General features: G+C 47.8%; 14 protein-coding genes and 6 tRNA genes. 1 reads left to right on the top strand and 19 read right to left on the bottom strand.

Translation table 11 applies throughout. The features are described 5' to 3' along the window. Positions 1–11: 11 nt before the first annotated feature. The 4 genes from AC0YN3_RS30930 to AC0YN3_RS30915 all read right to left on the bottom strand — a co-directional run bounded on the left by AC0YN3_RS30930 (position 12) and on the right by AC0YN3_RS30915 (position 3,152). On the bottom strand, positions 12–698 hold the full coding sequence (locus AC0YN3_RS30930; RefSeq protein WP_475778732.1) for a type 1 glutamine amidotransferase: 687 nt from the start codon (positions 696–698) through the stop codon (positions 12–14). A gap of 113 nt (positions 699–811) precedes the next feature. Next, positions 812–1,582 (bottom strand): IclR family transcriptional regulator, encoded by a 771-nt coding sequence (locus AC0YN3_RS30925; RefSeq protein WP_475778731.1) that lies wholly within the window; start codon positions 1,580–1,582, stop codon positions 812–814. A gap of 108 nt (positions 1,583–1,690) precedes the next feature. Next, a complete protein-coding gene (locus AC0YN3_RS30920; protein WP_475778730.1) occupies positions 1,691–2,104 on the bottom strand; it encodes a DUF2203 domain-containing protein in 414 nt (137 codons plus the stop codon). A gap of 88 nt (positions 2,105–2,192) precedes the next feature. Further along, on the bottom strand, positions 2,193–3,152 hold the full coding sequence (locus AC0YN3_RS30915; RefSeq protein ID WP_475778729.1) for a hypothetical protein: 960 nt from the start codon (positions 3,150–3,152) through the stop codon (positions 2,193–2,195). Positions 3,153–3,326: 174 nt separating this feature from the next. On the opposite strand from AC0YN3_RS30915, the gene AC0YN3_RS30910 reads away from it, so the two are divergent. After that, entirely contained in the window at positions 3,327–4,106 is a 780-nt protein-coding gene (locus AC0YN3_RS30910) for an RNA ligase family protein (RefSeq protein ID WP_475778728.1), read from the top strand. A 12-nt stretch (positions 4,107–4,118) separates the two neighbouring features. Here the strand turns inward: AC0YN3_RS30910 and AC0YN3_RS30905 are convergent, their stop codons facing one another. The 15 genes from AC0YN3_RS30905 to AC0YN3_RS30835 form a co-directional block, all read right to left on the bottom strand. Continuing rightward, positions 4,119–4,703 (bottom strand): GNAT family N-acetyltransferase, encoded by a 585-nt coding sequence (locus tag AC0YN3_RS30905; protein ID WP_475778727.1) that lies wholly within the window; start codon positions 4,701–4,703, stop codon positions 4,119–4,121. 16 nt (positions 4,704–4,719) lie between these two features. Continuing rightward, positions 4,720–5,208, bottom strand: coding sequence for an N-acetyltransferase family protein (locus AC0YN3_RS30900; protein ID WP_475778775.1), 489 nt, complete (start codon positions 5,206–5,208; stop codon positions 4,720–4,722). Between the two features lie 213 nt (positions 5,209–5,421). Next, a complete protein-coding gene (locus AC0YN3_RS30895) occupies positions 5,422–6,552 on the bottom strand; it encodes an efflux RND transporter periplasmic adaptor subunit (protein WP_475778726.1) in 1,131 nt (376 codons plus the stop codon). 21 nt (positions 6,553–6,573) lie between these two features. Beyond that, positions 6,574–7,443 carry a carbohydrate ABC transporter permease gene (locus AC0YN3_RS30890; protein ID WP_475778725.1) on the bottom strand — a complete coding sequence of 290 codons (870 nt, stop codon included), beginning with the start codon at positions 7,441–7,443 and terminating at the stop codon, positions 6,574–6,576. A gap of 17 nt (positions 7,444–7,460) precedes the next feature. Next, entirely contained in the window at positions 7,461–8,336 is an 876-nt protein-coding gene (locus tag AC0YN3_RS30885; protein ID WP_475778724.1) for a carbohydrate ABC transporter permease, read from the bottom strand. Next, positions 8,329–9,774, bottom strand: coding sequence for an ABC transporter substrate-binding protein (locus AC0YN3_RS30880; RefSeq protein ID WP_475778774.1), 1,446 nt, complete (start codon positions 9,772–9,774; stop codon positions 8,329–8,331). The genes AC0YN3_RS30885 and AC0YN3_RS30880 overlap by 8 nt, the downstream gene beginning before the upstream one ends. 264 nt (positions 9,775–10,038) lie before the next feature. Then, complete coding sequence (locus tag AC0YN3_RS30875; RefSeq protein ID WP_475778723.1) at positions 10,039–10,782, bottom strand: hypothetical protein; 744 nt, start codon at positions 10,780–10,782, stop codon at positions 10,039–10,041. Continuing rightward, on the bottom strand, positions 10,782–12,218 hold the full coding sequence (locus AC0YN3_RS30870) for a sensor histidine kinase (RefSeq protein WP_475778722.1): 1,437 nt from the start codon (positions 12,216–12,218) through the stop codon (positions 10,782–10,784). Before AC0YN3_RS30870 ends, AC0YN3_RS30875 begins: the two co-directional genes overlap by 1 nt. Positions 12,219–12,221: 3 nt before the next feature. After that, complete coding sequence (locus AC0YN3_RS30865) at positions 12,222–12,878, bottom strand: response regulator transcription factor (protein WP_475778721.1); 657 nt, start codon at positions 12,876–12,878, stop codon at positions 12,222–12,224. A 199-nt stretch (positions 12,879–13,077) separates the two neighbouring features. Then, a tRNA-Leu gene (locus AC0YN3_RS30860) sits at positions 13,078–13,159 on the bottom strand. A gap of 13 nt (positions 13,160–13,172) precedes the next feature. Further along, positions 13,173–13,249 (bottom strand) — tRNA-Arg (locus AC0YN3_RS30855). Between the two features lie 24 nt (positions 13,250–13,273). Continuing rightward, positions 13,274–13,347 (bottom strand) — tRNA-Cys (locus AC0YN3_RS30850). Between the two features lie 7 nt (positions 13,348–13,354). After that, a tRNA-Gly gene (locus tag AC0YN3_RS30845) sits at positions 13,355–13,429 on the bottom strand. Between the two features lie 7 nt (positions 13,430–13,436). Then, positions 13,437–13,511, bottom strand: a tRNA-Gln gene (locus AC0YN3_RS30840). A 27-nt stretch (positions 13,512–13,538) separates the two neighbouring features. Further along, a tRNA-His gene (locus AC0YN3_RS30835) sits at positions 13,539–13,614 on the bottom strand. Positions 13,615–13,880: the final 266 nt, after the last annotated feature.

Raw genomic sequence — 13,880 nt, 5'->3', positions numbered from 1 at the left:
CTTGCCCATTCTCAGCTAAGGCTTATCTGATCCAAGATGCGGTGCAGCGCTTCATGAGAGTGCTTGCTCTGCCCGTAGCGCAGGCGAATCTGCTCGGCGGATTGGATATAAGGCGCCGGGACAAGCTCGGCAGACCAATTCGCGAACATGGACTCCATACATGCCGGCGTCGTTTCCAAATGAAATTGCAGTGCGAGTACGTGGTCCAAATATGCGAATGCCTGCACCTTGCAAGCATCCGAGTATGCGAGCAGCCTCGTATCCTTCGGAAGCTCGAACGTATCGCCATGCCACTGGAAGGAAAGGAAGGCCTCATCCAATCCAGACAGCCACGGGTGCTGCCCGCTTGTCCGATTAACAGGATGCCAGCCTATTTCCTTATATTCATTCCTGTACACGGAACTGCCGAGCAGCTCGGCTATCATCTGGGCCCCAAAACAGATGCCGAGCACCTTCTTGCCTAACTGAATCGCCTGCTTCACGAACTGTTTTTCTTGAACGAGCCATGGATAACGCTCCTCCTCGTATACGCTCATTGGGCCTCCGCATATAATCAGCAGGTCAAGCCCCTCCATCCAGTCCGCATCAACGCCAAGGGAAGGCTCACGCATCTTTAGATGATGCCCATTCCGATTCGCCCACGTACGAAACGCATCCTCATCATCAAAGTCGAAATGTTTAAATGCAACGATGTTCATCGGATCATGCTCCTTCAATGTGCGTCATCGACGCTTATTGAAGCTAATTATAATTCCAATATTCGATATCGTTAAGATCGGTTTCCCGCATAGTGGGATACATAGCATAAAAACTATTTATTAGGCCTGTGACGATAACCTAGCTCATCCGAAATGGCATCTGCGTATTTTTTCACGAGCAGGCTGTATTTCCGAATGGTTTCCTCCGTGAAACGAAGCGTTGGCCCCGCTGCATTCAAGGATCCGATTACCCGGTTCTCATATGAAAATATGGGAGCGGCTATGCCGGTCGTTCCTTCCGTTGCTTCACCTTCGGTAACGGCATAGCCTTGTCTATGAATCGTTGAAATTTCTTCCTCGATATAGGCTTTTGTCAATGGCTTAAGGGACGGAACGCTCCCCCAGTCCGCCTCATCCAGTATGGATTCCTGCGCTTTCCTAGGCAGATAGGCAAGGATCACCCGATTCGATGCCCCGATAAACAAAGGGAGCTTGAGCCCAATCGGCTCGGATATTTTGAGTATTTGCGGAGAATCCACCGAATCGATATAGACCCCTTCCGCATTTTCCCTCGTGGCCAAATAAACCGTTTCCTTCGTCTTCTGGGAAAGTTCCTCCATGAACGGCCTCGCTACCGTGCGCAGCATGAGGCTGTCCCACATGAGGAAACCGTACTTCATGATAGACAAGCCGAGCTTGTACTTCTTCGTTCTCGCATTCTGGGCGACAAATCCATGCTCCATTAAGGAGCCCAATATGCGATGTACGCTTTGCACAGGCATTCCCAGCTCCCTGCTCATTTCGGTAACGCTTAATTCCTTCTCCTTCCCTTGCGGCAGCAGAAGGTCAAGCAGCTGTATCGCCTTTGAAATAACGCCTGACATCGCAAGCTTCCTCTCTCTTCCTCGAACGGTTTGCCCCTATAGCAAAAAGTCCCGCCGGCTGTATCTTCGGGACTCTGGCTCTGCTTGCTCGATGTAATGAATCTCCCTTTATTCCGCTGGGTATGGCTTCCTGCCGGCGAAGCCGTCATGCAGGCCGTGGTAATGGCTGACCCGCTCTTCGCCTTCTTTCCAACAGATGAGGATGTCCTCCCCGTCCAGTACCGATGGGAAATCCATCAAGCCGGGATTGATCATTTTCAGCTGTACCCCTTTGCGGGCAAAGTTTTCAATGAGCAGGTCCGCCTCCATTTTCATAAATTCAAGCTGGCTTTCCTGCTCAAAAAAAGGATCCCTGCTGCCATGGCCGGAAGCTGAGGCATGCTCTAAAGCGGCTCTTTCCTTCTGATAGTCCAAGTATTTATCCTCGAATTGCGCCGTCAGCTGCTGAAGCTGCCGCAAGGCCGCCAGCAGCTCGGGCAGCAGCTCGTTAGCCTCGCTTAGTGTAAAGGTTCTGTTCCCCATCCGTCACTCACTCCTCATCCGCTAACCGCTCATGATCTTTCCATCCTAAGTATCCTACTTGTTCCTGCTTATTGATTAAGTTTAACCATTATAGGCTTGTGCGTGCAAGCTCAGGAACTAAACGGTCTAACCCAATGGCGCTAATCAGCATCCGTTCCCTGCGCCGACTGAGCAGCCGATTGGGCCAATCGACAAAGCCGCCGTCACCGATCGTATAGGTATTGCCGTTAATGACCGTTTTGACCGTGAATTGAAGCCCCTTGTAATATTCATTGGTTTCCTCCGAGGCGGAAACGGATAACGTTGCCTTTATCCCATGCTCCCTGCCGTAATCCACGATCCGCTCAACAAGCCCATCAGAGTCCGTATATCCCTGTCGAGCGCTGAGTACGATCTCAATATCGGACCGGAACAGCTTGCGGAAAAGGACTTGATACACGTTTGCCTGCTCCAAAAAAGCTTGTTTCTCAAAGGAATACGATCCGTTATCCTTACCCGAAGTTACTAGACAAAAGACATGGAAATGCGGAAGCATGCCCGGAGCATGGCCAAGGCTTTGGGCTCTAATATGCCTGTGGGTCGTGCTGAATCTTAAAAAGCCGCTCTCGTTGTCCGCTTTTCCCGATTTCAGCAAATGCGTGACATGCAGCGCCAGCAGATTGGTTGCATCGGCAACGACCTCCGTACCCCTTAATGCCGATATGACTTTATTCTGGTCGACCGTAGCGATAACCGAGCAGGAACCGAGAGGAGCGGCAGGCGATAGCTGTATAGGGGAAAAGGATTGTTCACTCGCGATTCGCAGTGTATCGAGCTCCAACTGCTTCAACGTCAAGGGATCAGCCTCCGCCGGGTGAACGAATCGGTTGGCCTCGTATTTCTTCAACAACTCCTTGGGCGTTGTCTGTTTCGTTTTCTCCCTGAACACCTCCAGCAGCAGGCTGTTCAGATCCGATGCCGGTATGCGTTCCGCCAACATCTCAATCACTTTATCATGGCCCAGTTCGCGCATAATGCGGTGAAGGTTAGGTGTTTCTTTCTTTTGCATAAAATATCTCCTTTGTTTGGCCTTCTATTTTGCTCTCTTCGCCCGCGCAGCTCATTCATTAGTTCAACTTATATAGGTTAAAGAGGACTTGTTTCGTCTATAACGAATTGTACAATAGCTGCCGTTTAGACAATGTGTGGATGGAATGGATAAATCGATTAGGAGCTGAACGCTATGGATATGAAAAAACTAAACTCATTAACCAAGTATCCCAGTATTCTGACCTACCATCGCCTTGGCGAGAAAGGAAGGCTGACCGAGGCGTTAACGGAAGAAAACGGGCACCTGCATGAATCGGAGCTTGTTTACTTGTATGAGAAAGTTGACGGTGAGAATGCCAGAACCATTTCTTTCAAAACGGACGAAGGCGAAGTCGATTATTTGATTGGTTCACGGGAAGAGCTCTTGTATGCGAAGGGCGACCGTATCGGCAACCCGTACGGCAATATCGCAGACTTTCTTAAACCGATAGCCGAAAAGCTGCGGAACAGCATCTTCGCGGGCAATGATTGGGCACTGACCGTCATTTATCAAGAATCGTACGGCGGGAAAACAAAGGCTGCCAAAAATTACACGGCTAGCAAAACACAGCATTATCGTTTTTTTGATGTCTTCTCCATAAGCAAAGCTGAGCTGGATCAACTCCTGGCTATGCCACAGGAAAAGATCGCCGAATGGCGCGATCATGGCCGCCAGCCCTTTTATAAGGAAGAAGAGAAAACGGCATTTGCTCAGCGACTGGAATTAGACGCCGCACCGTTGTTGGCAGAGAAACTTGGCCTAGACTTTCCGCGGACGATCGCGGATACGTATGCCTATTTGAAGGAATTCGAGAATACGCAGGTCGGCATGGATGCCGCTGGACGGTCAGAAGGCATCATCGCCCGCTCCTCCGACCGAAAGCATATTCGAAAAATTAGATTCGAAGATTATGAAAGAACGCTTAGATCATAGTAGAGCCATTGGCTAAAATTCGAATCCTCTAACTTTTGCAAAAACCAGCGTGTCCCGGAGAGAGCCGTCGACAGCCGCTTTCTCCTTGCGAAGAATACCTTCTCGCGTGTATCCGCTACGCTCCGCGACCTTCGCGCTTCGGCTATTTCTCGCATCGCATCTAATTTCGATTCGGTTTGCTGCAAGCTCTTGTATGGCGAAGCCGGTTATCGCTTCAACCGCTTCCGATATATATCCTAGCCCGCTGCATGAGGTTCGAACCCAGTAGCCGATTTCAAACTTTCGTGCCTCCCAATCGATCCGGTGAAGACCGCTGCTCCCAACCAATTCGCCCGTGTCTTTCCGATGCAGCAGCAGCATAAGATCGGTTCGCTCCAAATACTTTAATCTCGCCCTTCGAATGACGAGTTCGGAATCCTCCACGGTCGGGATATGCTCTGCCCATGGCATCCAAGGCAGTAGTTCCGTCCGGCTTTCAATAACGGCTTGGTTTAATGGAGCGCCATCTCCCCATAGTGGTGCACGTATGAGCAGACGGCTGCTTTCAAAGCTCTCAGGAACTGGAATAAGCAAAGGGTTCATGTTTAATCCGCTCATTCTACTCCTCCTCCCCCTACTTAGGCTGCTGGTTTAGCAGCTTATAATAATAAACCGTATCATGAAGCTCTCCATTCGCCGACATCGCATATCGAGGAATTCGTCCTGCTTCCATAAAGCCAATGGAGCGATATAGCAAATTAGAAGGATCCTCTGCACGAGTATCCAACACTAACAAACTTCGGCTTTCGGCTATCGCGCGCGCTTCCGCTTCCGCCATCAGCAGTTGTCCAATCCCCTTCCGGCGGGCGCTCGGATGAACCATAAGCTTGGCAATCTCAGCACGATGCATGCCATTCGGCTTCGAGCATAAATGCAGCTGTACGGACCCGACAGTCTCGCCATGCTGCTCCACGATCCACAGCACGACATCGTCATTCATCACATTCGACCAATAGGACAGCGCATCTTTATGGCTTAGCGGCGGTAAAAAACCGATGGAAGCACCTTCATCCACAACTGCTATCAACATTTCTGCCAGCTTCCTCAGTCCACTCTCAGTCATTTCGGATAATTCGCTTACGGTATGCTCAGTCAATGCCCCATTCCCTCCCAGTGATTAAAAGATATTTAAATGGACGAATCGCCTATTCCATAAATATATTCCATATAATAACACACGTACGGGTAGACCATAACCGCTTATCAAAAATACCCTTAAGATCTAATAGATCCTAAGGGCTCATGCTTGATCCATTATTCCCGCCGAGTACAATCCTTATGATGTCTGCATGCGAATCTTATCTCCTTCCTGCAAAGGCTCGCTGCTCTCCATAATGATTTGTTCCTCCTCGAACAGCTCTCCCGTAACGGCAGATTGCGACTCGTTGCTATCCACGACTGTGATGTACATTTTCCGGGCATAAAAGGCATTGCCTAATGGCCCTGCCTTCTGCTCCAAGCCAAACACATACTTTTTGCCGTTTTCTTCGTGGATTGCGGAATGGGAAATAAGCAGCATATCCTCCACCGTTTGCGTCACCGTAACCGTTGCTCCGACACCTGCCTTTGCAGTATGGTCCGCAATCGATATCTGAAGCTTCTTCATCCGAATTGCTGCTGTCTCATCCCCGCCATCCCCATTGCCCGGTAGGTCTGAATCCTCATCCTGAATCGCCTCCACTCGTCCTTTGATTTGCCTAACATCCGTTTCGTTCACCCGCACGTCCATCTCATCCCCTGCCCTTAATGAACCAACGGCGGCATTAGGAAGATGCAGCTCTAACTCTAGGCCAAGGCTTTGACTCGCGATGATGACATCCGGATCACCCGAAGATGGAAAGCCTTCCAGCGCGCTTACCTTCGTCACGACACCGTCAAAAGGAGCGTTCAGCTTAGCGTTCTCCAGCAAGCTATCCTGCAATTTCTGGATTCTGCGCTGCTGGATATCGATATCAATCTCATAACTCTTATAAGCATTTGTCGCGTCGTTAATAGCCTTTGTATCCTCGCCTTGCTTAGCCGCTATGACGTCATACTGCAAGCTATCTTTGGTCAGCTTCAGCTTGGACAGAATGGCTTGTTCATCTAGGAGCTGCTGTTCCATTTCCTTCCCATCATAGGCGATAAGCTCCTGTCCCTTTTGGACAACATCGCCTTGCTTGACGGCAATCTTCTTCACTTTCCAGCCTGCTTGGCTGCTCAATGCCTTTTCTACCTTCCATTTCAATACACCGGTGCTTTCATATTCATGGCTGAGAGTTCCCCGAATCACGGAGGCCAAAGTCACCTTAGGCAATGTTAATGACATTAATGTTTGACTGAATAAAGTGAAACCGATCAATATCAAGGTAAACACGCCTGAGACGGCAGCGATTGTTTTCTTGCGTTTGTTAAGCTGTATTTCCACGATCATCACCCCGTGATTGGACTACCCTTTGATGCCCGACATTTGAATTCCTTCAATAAAGTAGGACTCTGCGTATAGAAACAGCAAGATCATAGGCGTCATATACAATACCGAAGCAGCAAACGCGACGCCGCGTGCTCCCTCGTTAATTCTAGACAAATACAAGGACAAAGGCTGCTTGAAGGCATCCTCTAGAAAAATGAGCGGCTGCTCCACCATATTCCAATGGTCAACGAACAGCAATACGGTCAATGCTGCCATTCCTGGCTTAATCAGGGGAAGCATAATGGAATAAAAAATCCGCAATGGCACAGCGCCATCAATCTTGGCAGCCTCCACATAAGCGTAAGGAATATGAAGCATGAACTGCCGGAGCATAAACACGCCAAACGCACCAAATATGCCGGGCAAAATAATGGCAGAAGCGCTGTTCATGAGCCCCAGCCTGCCCGCAATAATATAATTAGGCACGAGCGTCACTTGAAACGGCATCAGCATCGTCATAACATACACGATAAACAGCTTTTCCCGCCCCCAGAACCTGAGCTTCGCAAATGCAAAGGCCGCCAATGCAGCAACGGCAACTTGCCCCATAATTATCGGCAGCACGATACATACAGAATTCCAAAACATATGCAGGAATAGCGGCTTATGAATCAGCACTTCGGCATATTGATCCAATGATACCCAGTCGGGAATCAGCTTCAAATTGATAAAATCGTTTTTCTCACCCGCTGCAACGTCTACCATCTTGCCAATCAGATGATAATTATAGTCGATCTCGCTTTCTGCCATGAAAGAGTTCGAGAAGGTGATCATCAACGGAAACAACATAATCAGAGCAAAAACTCCCATTATGACCGTTAGCATCGTCTTGCGAAACAAAGCCATTACGTTCACGCTCCTCCCTATTCCATATAGCTGCGGAAGCGGCGTTCCAGCATCAGCATCGCACTCACGAGCAGAAGAATAGCGCACACCATAAGAGCAGCCGCAGCCGTCAGCTTCTGCACATCCAGCGACAAGAACATATTGTTCATATAATGCTGAAGCATATAGATACGGTCATGCGGGTAATCGCCTGCAATGAGATAGGTTTCGCGGAACACCTTGAAGGATTGGATAATCGACATGAGTACAACGAAAACCGTCGTCGGCGTCAAATACACCCATGTAATATGCAGCCATTTATGAAGCTCCCCCGCGCCTTCAATATCTGCCGTTTCATAATAATCCTTCGGAATGCTCTGCAAGCCTGCTAGAAACAAAATAATGTTATAGCCGACGTTCTTCCATATATAGATCATAATTAATACAAAGATGGAGCCATCCGATTTCATCCAGTCGATTCGCCCGATTTGCAAATGCTGCAGCCATGCATTCAAGGACCCGTTCCAATCGAACAGTATTTGCCACATCATCACGATTGAAGCCGCAGGCACGACAAGCGGCATAACAAATGCGGTCTGCAGCCAGCCCCGAATAAACAATTTCTTATTCAGCAAATGCGCAAAGAGCAGCGACAGTATTATGATAAGCGGCACGCTCACGCCCGTAAAAAGCAACGTATTGGAGGCTGCTTTGCGGAACGAGCCGCTGGATAGCACTTTCTCATAATGATCAAAGCCGACAAACGAACCATTGATTGTCGTATCCTGTACGGAGTATAGCAGCCCCATAGCAAATGGAACGAGATAAAAAATAGAAAATCCAATTATGCTCGGCGCGAGAAAGAGGACGGCGGCGAGCCATTCCTTGCGGAGGTGCCTCCTAACACTATTCATTTAAGTAGGTTGTGACTCTATTCTGAATGAGCCTCGCGACATCTTCCGCCGATTTCTGCCCGCTGAAAAAAGCCTGTGCCTCTTCAACAATAATTTCGTCTATTTGGGATGGCTTGAACTGCAGCGGATAGGTCGCGCCATTTAGAAATCTTTCCAGATCGCCAATATCCTGCTGCGTAATCTCGAAGCTCTTGCCTTTCATCGGACCGATCGGCTGATCGGACTCAACGCTCCCTTTCTCTACAATTGCTTTCGCTTGCTTCGCGTAAGAGGCTTTGTTCAGCGGGAACCCTGCACCGCTCTGCTTTGCCTGCATTTCTTCTGAGAGCAGAAACTTCAGAAAGTCCCACGCCTCGGGTTTAACCGCAGAGCGTTCATTCAACCCAATCGTCTGATAGGTTCTGAAAGAGCCTCCCGGATGCTGCTTGTCTGTGCTGGGGCTCGAATAAAGCTTGGAAATGTAAGCATTGCCTCCCGAAATAAACTCGCTTTGGCGTAATTCCCGAATGTAATCGCTCGGAGAATTGATCTGCACGGTACGGAACAACGGGAACCGTGCCTCTGGGCCAACTACTTTTTCATCGAACAACACCTTCACCTGTTTGAGCATATCGGTAAAGCTGCTTGATTCAAAGCTTGCTTTCCCCTGCTCCTGATTGATAAATGTCGCAAAGCGCTCATTTACGAATTGTGTGGTCATATATTCAGGCAAGCTCCCGCCCAGCGCATATTGATGGTCCTTATCCATCCCTTTGGTCATTTCTTGTGCTGTCGCGATGAACTGATTCCAGTTCCACTTGCTGTCGTCAAACGAAACTCCGCTCTTCTTGATAGCATCCTCATTGCCAATCAGCCCGTAAATAAAAAATCCGACAGGCAAGCCATACATGCCTCCGTTCACCTGCATGCCATTCATAACATTAGTGAAGTACAGTTCCTTCTTGAAATCAGGATCACGATTGATGATCTCTCCAAGGTTGGCCAGCATTTTTTTCTTCACGTAACTGTCTGATGGCAGCTGGTCCATCTCGATCAGGTCGGGGCCTTTTCCCGAGAGCATTTCTGTTCCCGTTGTCTTCACGAATTTCTCAAGGTTTTCTTCCAACTGCGCATTATCCGAATCGATATATTGCAAGTCGATTGTAATATTAGGGTGCTGGGCTTCGTATAGCTTTTTGGCCTCTTTAAAATAATTGCTTGGGAAAAAGGTCGAAAAAACGACGGTTTTTTTCTCTGTCGTAGATGGCCTCCCTATTCCTTCTTGCTGGCCGGACGAGGAGCCGGGCTTATCTCCGCTACCCGATTGCTCCTCGTTTTTTCCGCTATTGGCCATATTTCCGTTTCCGCCTGCCACACCGCTCTCACCATGATTCCCGCTGCCTGTACTACATGCAGTAATTGCACATGCAAACACCGCTGCAAGCACGATTAGCATCATTTTTTTCACGATACATTCTTCCTCTCGGATTTTGATTTGATTCGCGCTACATGTTCGGTACCCTGCAGTCTCCACCTGGATGCCGAGTCTCTTGCTGGCACTCTCAAAGTATACAAAGCGGATATATCATAAGTGAGATAGACTTGTATTGAAGTTGTAAAGTTTGGATAGCAAACCATGATACGCAAAAAAAGGCTGACCCTAAGCCCCTTCAAGCAGCTTGGAATCAACCTTATAGCAGACATTTTGGAAGTGGCACTGTGCCTACAGCTTCGAATAATAGCTGAGCAAGGCCATTACATCTTTACTGAACCCCACTACTTCATTGCTGCCGAAATCAATCATGACGCAATACTTTAAATCCTTGCCTTCCTTGCTTGTGTAATATACCTCTACGGCTGGCCCCCATCTGGTCATATTGACCTGAGCGGTTAATTCAGACAATGGATAGCTACCGTATTTTTCAATGAAACGGTCCGCATAATCAAAGACCTTTCCATCCGATTCTCCGGGCACGGCCATGCTTTCTCTATTAGAGCGAAAGATTTTCAGAATGTCCCCGTCTTTGGCATTTAATACGATGTCATAAGCTACGGCTGGAGCATCCGAAGAAGTCAGGGTCACATTGTATAGACCGCCGGAAATACCCGAGAGATCGCTGGTGAACGGTATCTGCTTCTGCTGAGTACGCCTCTGCATGGGCTGGGAAGCCATTTCAGCTTCCTTCAACAGCTCCTTCAGTTTGTTCTGATCAATCGCCATAATTTCAAACTGTACGAGATCGATGACCAGCTTTTTATTAAAATACGTATTGACTGCCTGTATGCTCAGTGTCTTTACAGCATCCTGAGACAATACGCCTTCATACTCTAGTTCATTGTCCTGATGCTTTTGAGGTATATTTTTGACCATTACGGTGTCCTTAGGAACACTATTGAACCAGCCTTGGCATCCTGTCAGCAGCGTTATGAGCACCGTGAACAGCACGGTTATTGCATATTTTCTCATCAGCATGACCCGCTTTCCGTATCGGTAGGCGCAAAGATAACTTCTACGATTGTTCCGTTCGGCATATGGCTGCTTATTTGAATAGAGGCATTGTGTATGTCCGCAACATTTTGGCAGATCGCAAGACCGAGGCCTGCCCCGCTGCCGCTTCCCGTTCTCGATTTATCTGCCATGTAGAAGGGCTCGAATATTTTATCCTGATGCTCTTTTGCAATTCCAATGCCTTGATCCATAACAGCGAGAACGCAGCTATCCTCGCGCCAGAAATTGCGAAGCGTAACCGTCTGCCCCGCAGAAGAAGCTTTCAGCGCGTTATCCACCAGATTAAAAACCAACACTTTGATCAAATCAGTCTCCAAAGGCAGGTTCGCATCCTGGCAATCCAGTACCACCTGCACGCCATTGGCCATAGCCATTATATCCAGTGCCGGCTTCATCTCGGCAATAATCTTATGCAAGCTTTGCTGCTGCATTTGAAAATGTCCGTTCTTCAGCAGAATCAAATCCATCAGCTTTAAGGAGAGCGATTCCAATCGTTTCCCTTCCGAGTAAATAACATTCAGCCCGTCGAGAAATACTTCTTCCTTGTATTTAGTCGTACGCAAAAAATTGGCATAACCGATAATCGAAGTCAGCGGTGTTTTAAGCTCATGCGTAAAATTATTAATGAACCGCTGCTTCTCCTCATTGATCCGTTCCAGCTCGACAATTTTATCTTCGACAACCCCAGCCATCTCATTGAAGCTGGCGCCTAGCACGCCGATCTCATCACGTGATTTCAATTGGACGCGCTCTGAAAAGTTGCCTTGCGCAATCACTTTAGCTGTACGGTTCAGCCTGTCAATGGATCTCGTTAAGCTCTTGCTTACGATCAGCATGATTATCATGAATACGAGACAAGCCGCCAAATCCACTTGCGCAAAAAACTTGTACTGATCCACGCGCTCCTGATAGACAGACGTAACATCCTTCATATACGTAAATACATAAGCTTTATGATTAATATCGGTAATGTTCACAGTAAAAAGGATCGTCTTGGGACCCATATCCCTTAGCATATAATGAATGCGATTATTAGTCAGATTATCCAGCTCTGCTCGCTCTGCAGGCATAGAGAAATCAGAGTTATTGAAAACGGTACGATCCGAATCATCCGTAATGTCTAGATACATTTCCTGATCGCTGTTCTTATCCACGAATTCGTTGGCGATCCGCGTTAACACTGTTTTCTCGTAATCGATCGAGTCATAAATTCGCAGGATGGGCACGATTGCATCTACACTCGAATGAATGCTCATATTCTGGCTTAAAGCCACGTCGATGGCCTGTCCCAGCATTTTATTATGGCTGCGTTCTATAACCATGATAGAAGCCGCGTTGAAAATAACGACAAACACTAGGATCGAGAAAAGATAAATCTTCAGCCATAATTTCATCGATCACTCCTCCAGGCGGTATCCAATTTTGTAGATGGTCTTGATCTGCTCATGCAGATTCAATTTCTTGCGGAGCGATTTGATATGCATATCTACCGTTCTCGTTTCTCCGCAGTAATCAATGCCCCATACTTTTTCCAGGAACTGTTCCCGAGTCAATGCAATGTTTTTGTTTTTGAGCAAAACAACTAGCAAATTATACTCCTTAGGCGTCATTTCCACAGGCTCGCCTTGGATCACGACTTCTCTTTTATCTACATCCACCTGAACATGTTGAAACGTAATGATTTTATCTTCCGTACCGTATCTGCGCAGCACCGTTTCGATACGAGCCAATAGCTCAATCGCTTCAAAAGGCTTGACCATGTAATCATCAGCGCCCAGCTTCAATCCGTTTACTTTATCGTATACCGAGTTTTTTGCCGTTAAGAAAATAACCGGCGTGCCGTATGGCTTAATCCGCTCCATCAGCTCGAACCCGTCAAGGGATGGAATCATAACGTCTAATAAAATAAGATTAAATTTTTCCTGCTTGAGGGCGTCTAGCGCTGCCAAACCATCATAAACCTCGACTGTTTCATAATGAACCAGGTTCAGATTCATTTTAATGATATTCGATATATGGATTTCATCTTCAACGATTAGTATTCGTTTGGTCATCTGAATCAATCTCCTGAAGGATCATATTGTCAACATTCATCTTGATTATATATGCTGCGGAACGGATAGACAAAGCTACACATGTATCTACTCCCTCTGTGCTCCGTCGAGCTAAAGCACATTTCTATGCTAAGTAATGTGCTGGATACAATAAAAAAGCCCACTGGAAAAGTTCCAATGAGCTTGAATTTTAAAATATTGGTGCCGATGAGAGGACTCGAACCTCCACGGTTTCCCTCACGATTTTGAGTCGCGCGCGTCTGCCATTCCGCCACATCGGCAATTCAGTAAAAATGGCGTGCCCTAAGAGATTCGAACTCCTGGCCTTTTGATTCGTAGTCAAACGCTCTATCCAGCTGAGCTAAGGGCACGTATGATACTGCTGAGAAATCTTCTGGAGGCGCCACCTAGACTCGAACTAGGGGTAGAGCTTTTGCAGAGCTCTGCCTTACCACTTGGCTATGGCGCCATAATGATGGAGCGGAAGACGGGAATCGAACCCGCGACCCTCGCCTTGGCAAGGCGATGCTCTACCGCTGAGCCACTTCCGCATAACAATGGCTGGGGATTCAGGGATCGAACCTGAGAATGACGGAGTCAAAGTCCGTTGCCTTACCGCTTGGCTAATCCCCAACATCAAGCATTTGTTTTTAAAATTAATGGGGCGATCGAGGGGAATTGAACCCCCGAGTGTCGGATCCACAAACCGATGCGTTAACCACTTCGCCACGACCGCCATATTGCAATTCAGGTACATAGACAAAAAATAAAACCCACGGGTGTGGGTCCTTTGCTAATGCTTGCATTAGCAAGTTACGCCCTGAAAACTGGATACGAAAGAACAGGTTTGCTGAACCTTTATTGCTGCTGTTTGCCGGATGTATGTGTCCGGGGCAAACGTAAGTCTATGCTTACGACGTCCGTTTGCTTCTCAAACTGTTTAGGATAAGCCCTCGACCGATTAGTATTCGTCAGCTACACACATTGCTGTGCTTCCACCCC

The organism is Paenibacillus sp. J22R232 (assembly GCF_056269165.1).
The sequence above is the reverse complement of the archived record's forward strand: the minus strand, read 5'-3'. Positions and strand labels throughout refer to the sequence as shown.

Coding starts and splice junctions, on each gene's coding strand:
- AC0YN3_RS30905 (WP_475778727.1), bottom strand. CDS start 4,703: ATGAGCGGATTAAACATGAACCCTTTGCTTATTCCAGTTCCTGAGAGC.
- AC0YN3_RS30900 (WP_475778775.1), bottom strand. CDS start 5,208: ATGACTGAGAGTGGACTGAGGAAGCTGGCAGAAATGTTGATAGCAGTT.
- AC0YN3_RS30890 (WP_475778725.1), bottom strand. CDS start 7,443: ATGGCTTTGTTTCGCAAGACGATGCTAACGGTCATAATGGGAGTTTTT.
- AC0YN3_RS30930 (WP_475778732.1), bottom strand. CDS start 698: ATGAACATCGTTGCATTTAAACATTTCGACTTTGATGATGAGGATGCG.
- AC0YN3_RS30870 (WP_475778722.1), bottom strand. CDS start 12,218: ATGAAATTATGGCTGAAGATTTATCTTTTCTCGATCCTAGTGTTTGTC.
- AC0YN3_RS30875 (WP_475778723.1), bottom strand. CDS start 10,782: ATGAGAAAATATGCAATAACCGTGCTGTTCACGGTGCTCATAACGCTG.
- AC0YN3_RS30915 (WP_475778729.1), bottom strand. CDS start 3,152: ATGCAAAAGAAAGAAACACCTAACCTTCACCGCATTATGCGCGAACTG.
- AC0YN3_RS30865 (WP_475778721.1), bottom strand. CDS start 12,878: ATGACCAAACGAATACTAATCGTTGAAGATGAAATCCATATATCGAAT.
- AC0YN3_RS30880 (WP_475778774.1), bottom strand. CDS start 9,774: ATGATGCTAATCGTGCTTGCAGCGGTGTTTGCATGTGCAATTACTGCA.
- AC0YN3_RS30920 (WP_475778730.1), bottom strand. CDS start 2,104: ATGGGGAACAGAACCTTTACACTAAGCGAGGCTAACGAGCTGCTGCCC.
- AC0YN3_RS30925 (WP_475778731.1), bottom strand. CDS start 1,582: ATGTCAGGCGTTATTTCAAAGGCGATACAGCTGCTTGACCTTCTGCTG.
- AC0YN3_RS30910 (WP_475778728.1), top strand. CDS start 3,327: ATGGATATGAAAAAACTAAACTCATTAACCAAGTATCCCAGTATTCTG.
- AC0YN3_RS30885 (WP_475778724.1), bottom strand. CDS start 8,336: ATGAATAGTGTTAGGAGGCACCTCCGCAAGGAATGGCTCGCCGCCGTC.